Source organism: Anoxybacillus sp. ST70, assembly GCF_019553625.1.
Lineage (GTDB): Bacteria > Bacillota > Bacilli > Bacillales > Anoxybacillaceae > Anoxybacillus > Anoxybacillus gonensis.
Map to the genome: position 1 here is coordinate 33,377 of NZ_JAHZOF010000002.1, position 14,168 is coordinate 47,544.

The 14,168-nt window shown below is 40.6% G+C and carries 15 protein-coding genes; 12 read left to right on the forward strand and 3 right to left on the reverse strand.

Going from position 1 to position 14,168, the window contains the following annotated elements:
- A complete protein-coding gene (locus tag K1I43_RS03365) occupies window positions 1-957 on the forward strand; it encodes a hypothetical protein (protein WP_009361584.1) in 957 nt (318 codons plus the stop codon).
- A gap of 14 nt (window positions 958-971) precedes the next feature.
- On the opposite strand, the gene K1I43_RS03370 is transcribed toward K1I43_RS03365, so the two are convergent.
- A complete protein-coding gene (locus K1I43_RS03370; protein ID WP_019416643.1) occupies window positions 972-1,910 on the reverse strand; it encodes an EAL domain-containing protein in 939 nt (312 codons plus the stop codon).
- Between the two features lie 76 nt (window positions 1,911-1,986).
- On the opposite strand from K1I43_RS03370, the gene pulA reads away from it, so the two are divergent.
- Both pulA and K1I43_RS03380 read left to right on the forward strand, forming a co-directional pair.
- Window positions 1,987-4,104, forward strand: coding sequence for a type I pullulanase (gene pulA / locus K1I43_RS03375; RefSeq protein WP_019416644.1), 2,118 nt, complete (start codon window positions 1,987-1,989; stop codon window positions 4,102-4,104).
- A gap of 87 nt (window positions 4,105-4,191) precedes the next feature.
- Window positions 4,192-4,965, forward strand: a complete 774-nt coding sequence (locus K1I43_RS03380) for a phosphotransferase family protein (RefSeq protein ID WP_009361581.1) — start codon at window positions 4,192-4,194, stop codon at window positions 4,963-4,965.
- Here K1I43_RS03380 and K1I43_RS03385 read toward each other — a convergent pair.
- Window positions 4,957-5,226 (reverse strand): YtzH-like family protein, encoded by a 270-nt coding sequence (locus K1I43_RS03385; RefSeq protein WP_009361580.1) that lies wholly within the window; start codon window positions 5,224-5,226, stop codon window positions 4,957-4,959. The genes K1I43_RS03380 and K1I43_RS03385 overlap by 9 nt on opposite strands.
- Window positions 5,227-5,298: 72 nt before the next feature.
- Here K1I43_RS03385 and trmB point away from each other — a divergent pair, with 72 nt between their 5' ends.
- Both trmB and K1I43_RS03395 read left to right on the forward strand, forming a co-directional pair.
- Window positions 5,299-5,949 (forward strand): tRNA (guanosine(46)-N7)-methyltransferase TrmB, encoded by a 651-nt coding sequence (gene trmB / locus K1I43_RS03390; protein ID WP_009361579.1) that lies wholly within the window; start codon window positions 5,299-5,301, stop codon window positions 5,947-5,949.
- A 71-nt stretch (window positions 5,950-6,020) separates the two neighbouring features.
- Entirely contained in the window at window positions 6,021-6,860 is an 840-nt protein-coding gene (locus tag K1I43_RS03395) for a YtnP family quorum-quenching lactonase (protein WP_009361578.1), read from the forward strand.
- 24 nt (window positions 6,861-6,884) lie between these two features.
- Here K1I43_RS03395 and K1I43_RS03400 read toward each other — a convergent pair whose 3' ends face one another.
- A complete protein-coding gene (locus tag K1I43_RS03400) occupies window positions 6,885-7,181 on the reverse strand; it encodes a PepSY domain-containing protein (protein ID WP_009361577.1) in 297 nt (98 codons plus the stop codon).
- A gap of 107 nt (window positions 7,182-7,288) precedes the next feature.
- Here K1I43_RS03400 and K1I43_RS03405 point away from each other — a divergent pair, with 107 nt between their 5' ends.
- From K1I43_RS03405 to K1I43_RS03435, 7 genes are all read left to right on the forward strand, one after another.
- The gene (locus K1I43_RS03405) at window positions 7,289-8,356 is read left to right on the forward strand and encodes a M42 family metallopeptidase (RefSeq protein WP_019416646.1); all 1,068 of its coding nucleotides are present in this window, start codon (window positions 7,289-7,291) and stop codon (window positions 8,354-8,356) included.
- A 12-nt stretch (window positions 8,357-8,368) separates the two neighbouring features.
- Complete coding sequence (locus K1I43_RS03410; protein WP_019416647.1) at window positions 8,369-8,896, forward strand: DUF84 family protein; 528 nt, start codon at window positions 8,369-8,371, stop codon at window positions 8,894-8,896.
- The gene (locus K1I43_RS03415; RefSeq protein ID WP_009361574.1) at window positions 8,893-9,219 is read left to right on the forward strand and encodes a thioredoxin family protein; all 327 of its coding nucleotides are present in this window, start codon (window positions 8,893-8,895) and stop codon (window positions 9,217-9,219) included. The genes K1I43_RS03410 and K1I43_RS03415 overlap by 4 nt, the downstream gene beginning before the upstream one ends.
- Window positions 9,212-10,018: a DUF1444 domain-containing protein gene (locus tag K1I43_RS03420; protein ID WP_026011486.1), complete on the forward strand. Its 807-nt coding sequence runs from the start codon at window positions 9,212-9,214 to the stop codon at window positions 10,016-10,018. The genes K1I43_RS03415 and K1I43_RS03420 overlap by 8 nt, the downstream gene beginning before the upstream one ends.
- Window positions 10,015-10,620: a YtpR family tRNA-binding protein gene (ytpR, locus tag K1I43_RS03425; protein WP_009361572.1), complete on the forward strand. Its 606-nt coding sequence runs from the start codon at window positions 10,015-10,017 to the stop codon at window positions 10,618-10,620. Before K1I43_RS03420 ends, ytpR begins: the two co-directional genes overlap by 4 nt.
- Window positions 10,621-10,692: 72 nt before the next feature.
- Complete coding sequence (locus tag K1I43_RS03430; protein ID WP_019416649.1) at window positions 10,693-12,834, forward strand: DNA translocase FtsK; 2,142 nt, start codon at window positions 10,693-10,695, stop codon at window positions 12,832-12,834.
- 71 nt (window positions 12,835-12,905) lie between these two features.
- Window positions 12,906-14,015: a nicotinate phosphoribosyltransferase gene (locus K1I43_RS03435; protein ID WP_009361570.1), complete on the forward strand. Its 1,110-nt coding sequence runs from the start codon at window positions 12,906-12,908 to the stop codon at window positions 14,013-14,015.
- The last annotated feature ends 153 nt before the right edge of the window (window positions 14,016-14,168 follow it).

The following is a 14,168-nucleotide window of genomic DNA, read 5'->3' on the forward strand; positions in this document are numbered from 1 at the left end:
GTGGGACAGCTCATTAAGCTTCAAGACTATATTTCGCGCTACGAACTAGATATTTATCATTACCCGAGCGAGTTCATTCGTTTGAAAAAAAAACAATGGGAACGAATGAAGCAGGCGTGGGAAACGGGTCAACTTGCGGCGAGGGTGGAAACACATTCACAACAATCGTGGAAATGGCTTGAAGAAGAAACGTCGCTTTTTGATAAAGTGAAACAACTATGGAAACGAAAAAAAGTAAAAGACATCGAAGTTGAAGACGAACAACCGAAAGAAGAGGAAGAGTTTTTCGTTTCGATTACGTCCGAGCCGCGAACGCTTGAAGAATTAAAAATATTATTTTTAGAAAAGCTGTTTCAACTACAAATTCGTTGGGCAAGTTCAACATTAACGGAAGAATCTATTATTGATCCGAAATATTATTACGATGTGCAATTGAAATATTTTTTACAACGTTTTCCTGATACATACTTATGTATGTATAAACCTGTATTTTTATTGAAAAAAGCCCCTGTCGAACTAAATACGATTTTCATTAGTCCGACGACGACATGGTGCATTGCGTTTACAGAAGAACGAAAAAACAACATTGTTGTTGGTTCGGCTGAACGATTTTGGACGGAGATTGTTGATGAGGTGGAACGAAAAATCGTCAATCCGATGATTTCGCTTCATCGAACAGAAAAAGTGGTTCAAACGATTTATAAGCAATTTGCAGTCGATATGCCGATAAAAAAAGTGTTAATTAATCGCGAAGGATATATTGATTATCGTTACGCCCCAAGCGACCTTGAAATCATTGATCGGAGACATTATGAGACATGGTTTATGTCGCTAAGACAATTGACGATGCCGCTAAAACATATGCAGTTAAAGGCCGCACAATCATTGCTGACATATTGTGATGCGCGCTATTATGATCCGCTCGTTGTAGAAGAATTGGAAGAGGCTGATGAGTAACATTCAGCCTCTTTTTACAGCGGATTTGGGCTCGGTTTGCCGATATAATATCCTTGGGCAAACGGAATGCCAATTTCCCGGCAGTAGTCTAATTCTTCTTTTCGTTCAATCCCTTCGGCAAGTACGTGAATGCCGAGTGTATGAGCAATTCGAGTGACTTCTTTTAAGAACGCCTGCTTTTCTTTGTCTTTGTCGCAGTTTTGAATGTAGTGCCGATCGATTTTTACATAATCAGGTTGCAATAACGTAAGCATGTCGAGTGTTGAAAAGCCTGCGCCAACATCATCTAAAGCAACTTTCATGCCTGAGCGTTTATACGTGGCAAACACGTTTTTTAAATGGTCAATATCAACAATTTTCTCAGTCTCCACAACTTCAAATACGAGATCTTCGGGCGCTACGTTATATTGTTCGACGATGGAAAATGTATGACGAAGACAAAATTCAGGATTGTAAATTGTTGATGGTAAAAAGTTAATGAAACTTTTAATCCCCTTTTTTATTTTTGTTCGTGATCGAATCGCTTCTTCACGTGCTCGGCGATCTAAAAACGTATGCAAACCGGTTTGTTGGGCCACGGAAAAAAGCTGGGCAGGTGAATAGCGTTGGGAACGTAATAAACATTCGTAAGCAAAAATGTCTCCGGTGTTTGTATGAATAATCGGTTGTAAATAACTCATTAACGGTTCGTTTGTGATACATTGGACAACATCTGCATGCTTCATTCGCATACTTAATTCATGAAGCGGAACGAATGCTCCCGGCAGATCGGGGTTTGCGCATAACGTCGCTAACGCTTTTTCTTTTGGATGGATCGTTTCTACATATGTTGCTAACTGTTGTAATGAATCATAAGAATAACATAAATACTTTTTTTGTTGTTCTTGCATAATAAGTAAGTAACCAGATGGTAAAAGCGGAAATGGAACGCTGCATGAAATGCATGAATGCATGATTTTCCCCCTTTTTTATTGAGTTCATTTTACAACAAAAACGATTCATTTAAAAAGTGGAAGTTGGTGACCGGCAATGTCTATAAAACAACACCTGTTTGAAGCGTATTTAGATGAACTGACAGTCATTACAATTTTAATACCGAACGATGTTGTTGACGAACGCGCACCGATATTTTTTTTATGTGATAAGGAGCAAACAGCATACCGTTTAACGATTCGTTCAACAGAAAGACAACACTTATTTACAAAATATGAATGTATCGTCCCTTTTATTGTTGAATTAGGAAAACGATATGTTGTTTATACGGAAGAAGGATGGCAAGCACCTTTACAAGTAGGAGCAGTCATGCGAACAAAAGCGTTCGATGATTTATATGCATATGACGGAAACGATCTCGGTGCCACGTACAAACCGGAAAAAACGACGTTTAAAGTGTGGGCTCCAACTGCCACAAACGTGTTATTAAAACTTATTCATCCAACGACGAAAGAAGAAACGACTTATGAGATGGTACGAGAACAAAAAGGGGTATGGACGTATACGATTTACGAAAATATTGAACGGTTTTTTTATACGTATATGACGTATGTGAATTTTGTTTGGCGTGAAGCGGTTGACCCTTATGCAAAAGCTGTTTCCGTAAACGGCACATATGGTGTTGTTGTCGACTTGACGAAAACAAATATCCCGAAACCAACGATGCCTCCGTTTATTTCTATGACAGACGCGATCATTTATGAAATGCACGTGCGCGATTTTACGATTCATCCTAAAAGTGGTGTGAAACATAAAGGAAAATATCTCGGTTTAACGGAGCGAAATACATTCGGACCGAACGAAACGGTCACAGGTCTTTCGTACGTGAAACAGCTCGGTGTAACACATGTTCAGCTCATGCCTATACAAGATTTTGAAGGAGTGAATGAGCTTCAGCCGCTTCAAATGTATAATTGGGGATATAACACTGTTCACTACAACGTTCCAGAAGGAAGTTATGCAACGGATCCAACCGATCCATACGCGCGCATCATTGAGTTAAAACAGGCGATTCGTGCGTTTCAAAAAGAAGGTATTCGCGTCATTTTAGACGTTGTATATAATCACGTATATATTCGAGAAACATCGTCTTTTGAACATCTTGTTCCTGGTTATTATTTTCGATACGGACCAACCGGTTATCCGTCAAATGGGACGGGAGTTGGAAATGATTTAGCATCTGAACGGAAAATGGTGCGGAAATTTATTATTGATTCCGTCATGCATTGGCTAAACGAATATGGCGTCGATGGGTTTCGTTTTGACTTAATGGGCATTTTAGATATAGATACGATGAATGACGTTCGGCGAGCGATTGATGCAATAGATCCGACAGTCATTGTTCTCGGAGAAGGGTGGGAGCTAGCCACTCCGTTACCTCGTGAAAAAAAGACGATGATTGCTAACGCAAAACATACGCCGCGCATCGCTTATTTTAATGATCGATTTCGCGACTATGTAAAAGGAAGCACGTTTCAAGTTGACGATCGGGGGTTTGCATTAGGGGATTGCTCATATAAAGAAGTAGTAATGGAAGCAATTCGCGGAAGTATTCATCTTTTCTTTTCACCAAGGCAAAGTGTGAATTATGTAGAATGTCACGATAACCATACGTTATGGGATAAAATGATGATTGCGAATGCACATGAGAGCGAATATATTCGACGGAAACGTCAAAAGCTAGCGACAGCGATCGTTTTACTATCTCAAGGTATCCCGTTTTTGCATAGCGGTCAAGAGTTTTATCGAACAAAACGAGGGATGGAAAATAGCTATAACGCCCCTGACGAAATAAATCAAATCGATTGGGAACGGAAAAATAAATGGGAAGAAGACGTGCGGGAAGTGATGCTTCTTATTGCGCTTCGTAAAAGACACGGCGCGTTTCGCTTTTTGACTGCCGATCAAGTTCGTCGTCATATGAAGTTTTACGATACACATCCATCTGTTATTGCTTACCAGCTTGTTGATGTTGGGCTGTACGGTCCATGGCAGCAAATTGTTGTTGTCCATCATAATGAAGAGAAAAGGACGATCCTTCCTCTTTCTGACGGGGAATGGAAAGTCGTTTTTAGTTCCAATCAAGAAGAAATAGGAAAACGATATGAACAGTTTATTGAAATAAATGGAATTGGCACATGGGTATTGATTTAATGTTGACGTGGAAACGATCAGAAAGATAAAATCTAGTAAGATGACAATCGCTATTTTTATTTTGACTAAGTCGAAAGGTGAGCTCACTTGGAACAGTTACTAGGTAAGGAGTGGGAAATTTCCCCGGCAGGTGGTGCAACAGGGGATGCATATATTGCGGAGCATGATGGGAAGAAGTTGTTTTTAAAGCGCAACTCTTCTCCATTTTTAGCTGTTTTGTCGGCAGAAGGAATCGTTCCAAAATTAGTATGGACGAAACGAATGGAAAACGGGGATGTCATTACAGCCCAGCAGTTTTTACAAGCGCGCGAATTAAAGCCGCACGATATGACTAGCAAACAAGTTGCCCAACTGCTTCGAAAAATTCATCGCTCAAAAGAATTGTTGGCGATGATGGAACGGCTCGGTAAAAAACCTTTATTGCCGAATCGTTTGCTAGAAGAAGTGAAAAAAAACGGACGTGTTATAAAAGAAAATGATGTTGTGCAAGATGCTATCATGTTTTTAGAGAAACATGTACATGATGTGTATCATGAAGATTATGTCGTTTGTCATTGTGATATGAATCATAACAATTGGTTGTTAACAGAAGATAACCAGCTTTATTTAATTGATTGGGATAGCGCCATGATTGCTGATCCAGCAATTGATATCGGGATGTTGTTGTATGCTTACATTCCACGAGAACAATGGGACAGCTGGTTAGAGCAATACGGTTTACCGTTTAATGAGCAGTTGCTGCTGCGCATGAAATGGTATACGGTGGCTCAAACGATAATGTTGCTTGCATGGCATAAAGGGCGGAATAACGAAAAGGAAATGCAACGATTGTTGCATTTCCTCGAGCATGTGTTACGTTAATTGATCCATCCATTCAGCGAGCTGTTGTTCATGTTGATCGATGTGTGAAGAAAGATCAGTTGCGTTTTTTCCGCTTTGACTGTACGTGTAAATATGAGATAACGTTTGTTTTAGTTCAGAATGGACAGCATCGTTTGCGATTAACGATTTGGCGAGCCGTTCAATTTGTTCACATTCGGCTACTGTCCCTGAACGATCAAGTTGATGCTCTGATAAAATGTCTTTTAACACAGTTAATTGATGCTCATGATTAATGGCCATGTTCATCCCCCTATTCGTTTTATAATATGGCCATTTTTATCTTTTTATATGCAAAGAAACGGAGGATGAGACGTGCGTTTACGGAATAAGCCTTGGGCAAAAGAAAAAATTGCATCATATCCACAATATATTATTCCGCAACCGGAACAATATAAAGGTCGTTGGCATGAATTGTTTGCAAACGACAATCCTATTCATATAGAAATTGGGACAGGAAAAGGTCGTTTTATTACGGAAATGGCAAAAATGCATCCGCATATTAACTATATCGGTATTGAGTTATATGAAAGCGTCATTGTATGTGCACTAGATAAGCTGATTGAGAACGATTTGCCAAATTTACGTTTATTAAATGTGAATGCGAAAGAATTAACGAACATTTTTGCAAAGGGAGAAGTCGAGCGCATTTATTTGAATTTCTCTGATCCGTGGCCAAAAAAGCGACATGAAAAACGACGGTTAACATATCGTTCATTTTTAGAGTTGTATGAGAACATTTTAGTCGATGAAGGGGAAATTCATTTTAAAACCGATAACCGAGGATTGTTTGAATATTCCCTTGTCAGCTTTTCACAATACGGTTTAGTTCTTCAATATGTTAGCCTCGATCTTCATCGAAGCGATGTGGAAGGAAACGTCATGACAGAGTATGAACAAAAGTTTTCTGAAAAAGGAAATCCAATTTATCGCTGTGAAGTAAAATATCGAAAACCTATGTCGTAATTGGACATAGGTTTTTTCCTTTTCTGAATATTTTTATAATGGTAAAATAGAGCATGAGAGGGGGAGAGAAGATGGAGAAATTAACGATCGGTCAAATAACGATGACGTGGTTGAATGGAGGAATTACACATTTAGATGGGGGAGCGATGTTTGGTGTCGTGCCAAAACCGCTTTGGATGAAAAAATATCCATGCAACGACCAAAATCAAATTCCGCTTCGCACGGATCCGATTTTATTGCAAGTGGATGGGAAAAACATACTCATTGAATCAGGCATTGGAAAAGGAAAATTGAATGAGAAGCAAAAACGAAATTTTGGTGTTACGGAAGAGTCTGACTTAGAAAAGCAGTTGGCGCTTCTTTCTTTAACTACTGAAGACATCGATCTTGTATTAATGACGCATTTGCACTTCGATCATGCGAGCGGGTTAACAAAATGGGAAGAAAATAAGCTCGTTCCAACGTTTCCTCGTGCGCGCATTATTACATCGGCAGTGGAATGGGCGGAGATGAAAGAGCCGAATATTCGTTCGCGCAATACGTACTGGAAAGAAAACTGGGAAGCCATTGTAGAGCAAGTTGATACGTTTGCTGAGCAGTTAGAAGTCGTTCCTGGTGTGACGATGATTCATACAGGCGGTCATAGCGATGGACATGCCATTATTATTATTACATCTGAAGGAGAAACGGCTGTTCATCTCGGTGATTTAATGCCGACACATGCACATCAAAATCCGCTTTGGGTGATGGCATACGATGATTACCCGATGACGTCCATTTTCGCTAAACAAAAATGGCTCGCCTATGGAATGGAAAACGATGCATGGTTTACGTTTTATCACGATGCGTATTATCGCGCTGTCCGTTGGAATGATGAGTTTCAAATCATTGAATCGATTAAACGTCAATAAAAACCCAAGCGGCTTGCTTGGGTTTTACAATTTTCGTGCTTCAATAATTGTTCCTGTTTTTGCATCAATGAGACACTCATATGCGCCAGTTGGACGCGTAATGCCACCTCGATAGACGTTGTAGCGTAGCCCATTTTTTTCAATTGTTTCAACGGTCGTTTGGATCCACGATCCTGTAATGTCACCCGTTTGTTGAAAGGCGTCTTTCGCCTTTTGGAGCGCTTGTTCAGATGAAATAAAACGTTGATGTTGCCACTCATTCCATATGTATGCTGCTGTTGCACCGACAACGATCCCAGTAAGAAACGTTTTGACGCGCATAATCCATTCCTCCACTTTTTCTTTTAGTATACCGAATTGTTCGAGTGGAAACTACATGTAAAATTCGCTACAATGACAAATAGCGAGCAAAGAAAGGGGAAAAAACGATGGATTTGCAGTTGTTTCAAACGTTAACCGAATTGCCGGGGGCACCGGGGAATGAACATGCGGTGCGTGCTTTTATGCGTGAACAGTTAAAAAAATATGCTGATGATATTGTGCAAGATCGGCTTGGGAGCATTTTTGGAGTGAAGCGCGGAACAAAAGATGGTCCAGTCGTGATGGTTGCAGGGCATATGGATGAAGTAGGTTTTATGGTGACCGCCATTACAGAACAAGGAATGATTCGTTTTCAGCCACTTGGCGGTTGGTGGAATCAAGTATTGTTAGCTCAACGTGTACAAATTATAACAGATCGCGGTCCCATTGTTGGTGTAATCGGCTCGATTCCTCCTCATTTGCTTGACGAAGAGCAGCGAAAAAAGCCAATGGATATAAACAATATGCTCATTGATGTTGGAGCAGATGATCGGAATGATGCAGAGCGCATGGGCATTCGCCCGGGGCAACAAATTGTGCCTATTTGTCCGTTTACACCGATGGCAAACGAGAAAAAAATTATGGCGAAAGCATGGGACAATCGTTACGGCTGTGGTTTAGCCATTGAATTGTTAAAAGAGTTAAAAGACGAAACGATACCGAATGTATTATATTCTGGAGCGACAGTTCAAGAAGAAGTTGGGCTTCGTGGGGCGCAAACGGCAGCCACGATGATTAAACCAGATATTTTCTTTGCGCTAGATGCTAGCCCAGCGAACGATATGACAGGAGACGAAAAAGAGTTTGGGCATCTTGGCAAAGGTGCGCTCGTGCGCATTTATGATCGTACAATGATTATGCATCGCGGCATGCGTGAATTTATTTTAGACATCGCAGAAACGAACAACATTCCATACCAATACTTTATTTCACCAGGTGGTGGAACAGATGCAGGAAGAGTACATATCGCGAATAGCGGTGTCCCTTCAGCTGTGATTGGCATTTGTGCACGCTATATTCATACACATGCTTCCATCATTCATGTGGATGACTATGAAGCGGCAAAACAGTTATTAGTCGCTCTTGTGAAACGATGTGACCGTGCGACAGTAGACGCTATTCGTCATAACGCTTAAGGAGATCGAGAGATGAACATAGCTGTTGGAACGAAAAATAATACAAAAGTGAAAGCGGTAAAGGCTGTGTTTCATGAGGCACACTATACGATTATTTCGAGTGATGTGCAACCGAGTGTGTCAAAACAACCGTTTTCCGACGAAGAAACGTTGCAAGGTGCGATTGAGCGAGCGACGTTAGCTGTTTGTAAACAACAAGCACATATCGGGATTGGTTTAGAAGGTGGTGTGTTCGTTGCACAAAATGGGGGAATTTGGTTATGTAATTGGGGGGCGCTCGTTGATCGCGATGGAGTTGTTGTTGTGGCAGGAGGGGCACGTATTCCCCTCCCCGCTGAAATCGGTGAACAATTAAGAAGTGGAAAAGAATTAGCTGAAGTGATGGATGAATACGCAAATCGCCGCGACGTTCGTTCAAATGAAGGAGCGATTGGTATTTTGACGAACGGAGCGATCGATCGAACAACGATGTATACACATATTGTTCATATGTTAAAAGGGCAGTATGAACATCAAAAGAAAGGATGGATAGATAGATGAAAACAATTGAACGTATAGAGCAATATAATGAAGTCATTCAACAAGGGAAAGTTATTATGATGTTTACAGCTGATTGGTGTCCAGATTGTCAAGTTATCAAGCCGATTTTGCCAGAAATCGAAGAACAGTTTTCGGATTATACGTTTTATGCGGTTGATCGCGATCAATTGCTCGATTTGTTTACAGCGCATAACGTATTCGGCATTCCAAGTTTTATCGCTTATGAAAACGGACAAGAACGAGGCCGATTTGTCAGCAAAGATCGGAAAACAAAAGAAGAAATCGTTGCTTTTATTGAACATTTAGGTGAGCGTGATGAATAGTAAACAAATAAGCGAGCATATTCAACAGCGATTATCTCATTATCGGTGGGAGTTTCAATGGGATCGAAAAAAAGATACACTTCGCATTGAACATCGTGAAACGAAAAAAGGAGTGACGATCTCCTTACCTCCAATTATTGCGAAATGGGAACTGGAAAAAGAGCGCGCTATTGATGAAGTCGTTTATTATGTAGAACAAACATTGAATGCATTACATGATGATTCATCGTTGCATGGAAAAGAAAAACATGTATATCCGGTTATTCGCTCTACTTCATTTCCGACAAAGACGAACGAAGGAGCGATGTTTATTTATGATGAACATACAGCAGAAACGCGCATTTATTATGCACTTGATTTAGGAACAACGTATCGGCTTATTGATGAGCGGTTAGTTGAATCGGAGCGCTGGGATGTGCAACAATTAAAAGAAATTGCACGTTTTAATGTGCGTTCCTTGCCTACAACGGTAAAAGAAGACCGTGTTGCAGGTAATACGTTTTACTTTTTAAATACAAACGATGGGTATGATGCAAGTCGCATATTAAATGATGCTTTTTTGAAAAAGTTTTCTGAAAAAATAAAAGGAACGATGTTATTGGCCGTTCCTCATCAAGATGTGCTTATTATTGCTGACATTGAGAACGAAATCGGATATGATGTACTTGCGCAGTTGACGATGAGTTTTTTTGCAAGCGGTAGAGTGCCGATTACCGCCCTCTCATTTTTATACGAAGATGGGCAACTTCAACCGATTTTTATTCTTGGAAAAAATCGTCGAAAGGATGAGAAACAATGAATGTATTTTACAATCGTGAAGGGATCGGAGATACGTTACTTATTACATTGAAAGCTGTCGATCCGCAAGTGCGAGCTTTTGAGAAAAAAGGAGATGTCGTGCGCATTTTCAATGAGCAGACAGGTGAGACAGTCGGTTACAATATTTTTCACGCATCTACATACGGTACATTTGAAGGAAATGGGGTCATTGAACGAACAGAACAACTGATTGCGACAATTAATGATATACTTCAAAAAAACGGTGTAGATGAGCAAGTAGCGGCTGATTTTTCACCGAAGTTTGTCGTTGGTTACGTGAAACAAAAAGAGAAACATCCGAATGCTGATAAGTTAAGCGTTTGTCAAGTCGATGTCGGTACGGAAACGTTGCAAATTGTATGTGGCGCTCCAAACGTTGAAGCTGGACAAAAAGTTGTTGTTGCAAAAGTTGGGGCAGTCATGCCAAGCGGTCTTGTCATTCAAGAGGCAGAGCTACGTGGCGTAAAATCTTACGGAATGATTTGTTCTGCACGCGAACTAAACTTACCGAACGCTCCTCAAGAGAAAGGCATTCTCGTTTTAAATGATGAGTACGAAGTAGGCCAACCATTTTTCAGCTGACTTCCGTTGCGGCAGTCAGCTTTTTTTTGTGATAAAATAAAACTGAATGTACAAAGAAAGAGTGAGGACTGAATGGGTTGGTTAAAGGCATTATTTCGTTATTTATTTGGAGAGAACGATGAGATAAAAGAGACGCGAAAACACTCTCCGTCCGTACCAAAAAACGAACATAAAGAGATGGAGGCGAAAGTCGTTTATGAATATCCGAAAGGGAAGTTTCGCTTTCCGTTAATTCCAGATGAACCGAAAGAAAGAAGAAAAGATAGAACAGATGAACCGTTGCCACAAACGGGTTCATTCGAGAAAAAAGTATATCGTCTCGATCGTAAAGCAAGTGAATCACGCGCATTTCGCCCAACGGATGTCCCATCACCTGTATTTGGTTATCAAAGAATGGAACGTGTAGAACGAAAAAATGAACATAAACAAATGGTTGAATTTGAACTTCCGATCGTTGAAAAAGTCGAAACAAACGAATGTGTGAATGTAGAGGCAACTGAATCGATAGAAAAAGAAGAACATTTTGTTGCTGAGACAAACGAACATGCGCATATACAGGAGAGTGAGCCACTTCGTCATGAGGTGGACGATTTTGTTCATGAAAAGGAAGACGAAAAGCAAGAAGAAACAGAAATTGTTGAAGAAAAAACGGAACAAAAGCAGCCACAAGAAAATAGAGAACAAGGGAGAGAAGAAGAAAAGGAGAAACAAGTACGGCAACGAAGTGGTGTGCCATACAATGTGATGATGTTAAAGCAAGATCGAGAAAAATGGAAAGAGCGACAAAAACAGTCAACATACGTGTTTCCGTCCTTATCATTGCTGCATCCACCACTCATCCGTCAAGAAGATGATGAAACATGGTTAAAAGAACAAGCGGAGCGGTTGAACGAGACGTTTAAAAATTTTAACGTTGGAGCAAAGGTTGTCCATGTAACGAAAGGGCCGACAGTTACTCGTTTTGAAGTACAGCCGGAACTTGGCGTGAAAGTGAATAAAATTACGAATTTAGCAGATGATATTAAATTAAATTTAGCAGCTGTCGATATTCGGATGGAAGCACCTATTCCAGGGAAAAACACAATAGGGATTGAAGTGCCGAATCGATCAAGTCGCCCGGTCTTTATTCGCGAAGTGTTACAAAGCGAAGCGTTTCAAAAGTCAGACTCTCCATTAACCGTTGCTTTAGGATTAGATATTTCAGGGAGACCCGTTGTGACCGATTTAAAAAAGATGCCTCATGGATTGATCGCTGGGGCAACAGGATCAGGGAAAAGTGTATGTATGAATGCGATGTTAGTCAGCTTGTTGTATAAAGCAACACCACATGAAGTGAAGTTGCTACTGATCGACCCGAAAATGGTTGAGCTTGCACCATATAATCATATTCCACACTTAGTCAGTCCGGTCATCACTGATGCAAAAGCAGCAACAGCAGCGTTAAAATGGGCTGTATCTGAAATGGAGCGACGATACGAACTATTTGCACATACGGGTGTACGTGATATAGTTCGTTATAACGAGTTAGTGCGAAAAGCACAAAAGCCGGAACAACATTTACCTTATATCGTTATTGTCATTGATGAGCTTGCCGATTTAATGATGGTTGCGCCAGCTGACGTCGAAGAAGCGATTTGCCGTATTGCTCAAAAAGCGCGAGCATGTGGTATGCACTTGCTTGTTGCTACACAGCGACCATCGGTGGACGTGATTACCGGTTTAATTAAAGCAAATATTCCAACACGCATTGCCTTTTCTGTATCGTCACAAATTGATTCACGCACGATTATTGATATAAACGGCGCGGAAAAGTTACTGGGGCGAGGCGATATGTTATTTTTAGAAAATGGAACGGCGAAACCGATTCGTTTACAAGGAAATTTCGTATCCGATGAAGAAATTGAGCGCGTCGTTGCCCATGTGCGTCAGCAAATGGAACCATCTTATTTATTTCAACATGACGAGCTGTTGCAACAACATGTACAAGCTGATGAAGATGATGAATTGTTTTATGAGGCGTGTGAGTTTGTTGTTCAACAGGGGGGCGCTTCCACATCAAGTTTACAACGCCGCTTTCGCATTGGCTACAATCGAGCGGCACGTTTAATTGAGATGATGGAACAACGCGGAATCGTATCAGCTCCGAAAGGAAGTAAGCCGCGTGATGTTTTAATTGATGAGCAAGATCTTGAGCAACTACAAGATACGATTTAGATCAAGTGGTCGTGAAATAGAAAACATGCTATGCTAAATAAGTGAAAACGATGGTTGAAGGGGAAAGCAAAATGAAAGAAATCGAATTAAAGCTACAAGGAAAGATTAAACGGCTAACGAATAAAACGTTTAAATTTGATGAACGTGTGCGAGATGGTTGGTTTTCAGCTGTATATTTTTTAAAAACGCGCGAAATTGTAAAAGAATTTCGTCCAAATAATATTGTCACGATGCAGTTTTTCCAAAAAGAACATGCAGTCTTATGCGGAACGGATGAAGTGATTGCTTTGTTGCATACATTTGCGGACGAACCAGAAAAATTAGAAATTTATTCATTAAAAGACGGAGATAAAATTAGCCCGTTTGAAACGGTGTTGACCATCACAGGTCCGTATCAAAATTTCGGATATTTAGAAGGGATTATTGACGGGATTTTGGCGCGCCGAACATCTGTAGCAACAAACGTGTATAACGTCGTTAAAGCTGCCGCTTTGTCAGGTGTGCAAAAACCGGTCATTTTTATGGGGGATCGTGATGACCATTTTATGATGCAAGCGGGTGATGGATATGCCGCTTTTATTGGCGGTTCAACCGCGCAAGCGACCCATGCGATGAACGAATGGTGGGGGAAACAAGGAATGGGAACGATGCCGCATGCGCTCATTCAATTGTTTGATGGGGATGTTGTTGCGGCAGCAAAGGCGTACCATACAAAATATCCAGATGACGATTTAATCGTTCTTGTCGATTATAATAATGACTGTATTACAGATGCACTGAAAGTGGCGCGAGAGTTTGGTGATAAGTTAAAGGCTGTTCGCGTCGATACGTCTCGAACGATGATCGATCAATATTTTATTCGTCACCCAGAAGTGCTTGGCACATTTGATCCGCGCGGTGTCAATCCACCACTTATTTTCGCTTTGCGTGAGGCACTTGATCGCGAAGGATTTGAGCATGTGAAAATTGTTGTTAGTGGCGGATTCAACGAACAGCGCATTATTGAGTTTGAAAAACAAGGTGTGCCAGTTGATATGTACGGTGTAGGAAGCAGTTTGTTAAAAGTACACATCGGCTTTACTGGCGATAACGTATTGTTAAACGGAAAACATCAAGCGAAAGCAGGGCGCCGTTATCGTCCAAATCCACGCCTTGAAAAAGTGGAGTATACTGGTCAGTAACACGGAAAAACTGATAGAAGAATGATGCTTCTATCAGTTTTTCTTATCATCGCGGTGAAACGATGGTATAATGAAGTTTGTTACATAAGATGAAAATAGCAAAACGGAATTTGTGTCATATACTGCTATATAGATCAACGATAGTTGGTGGAG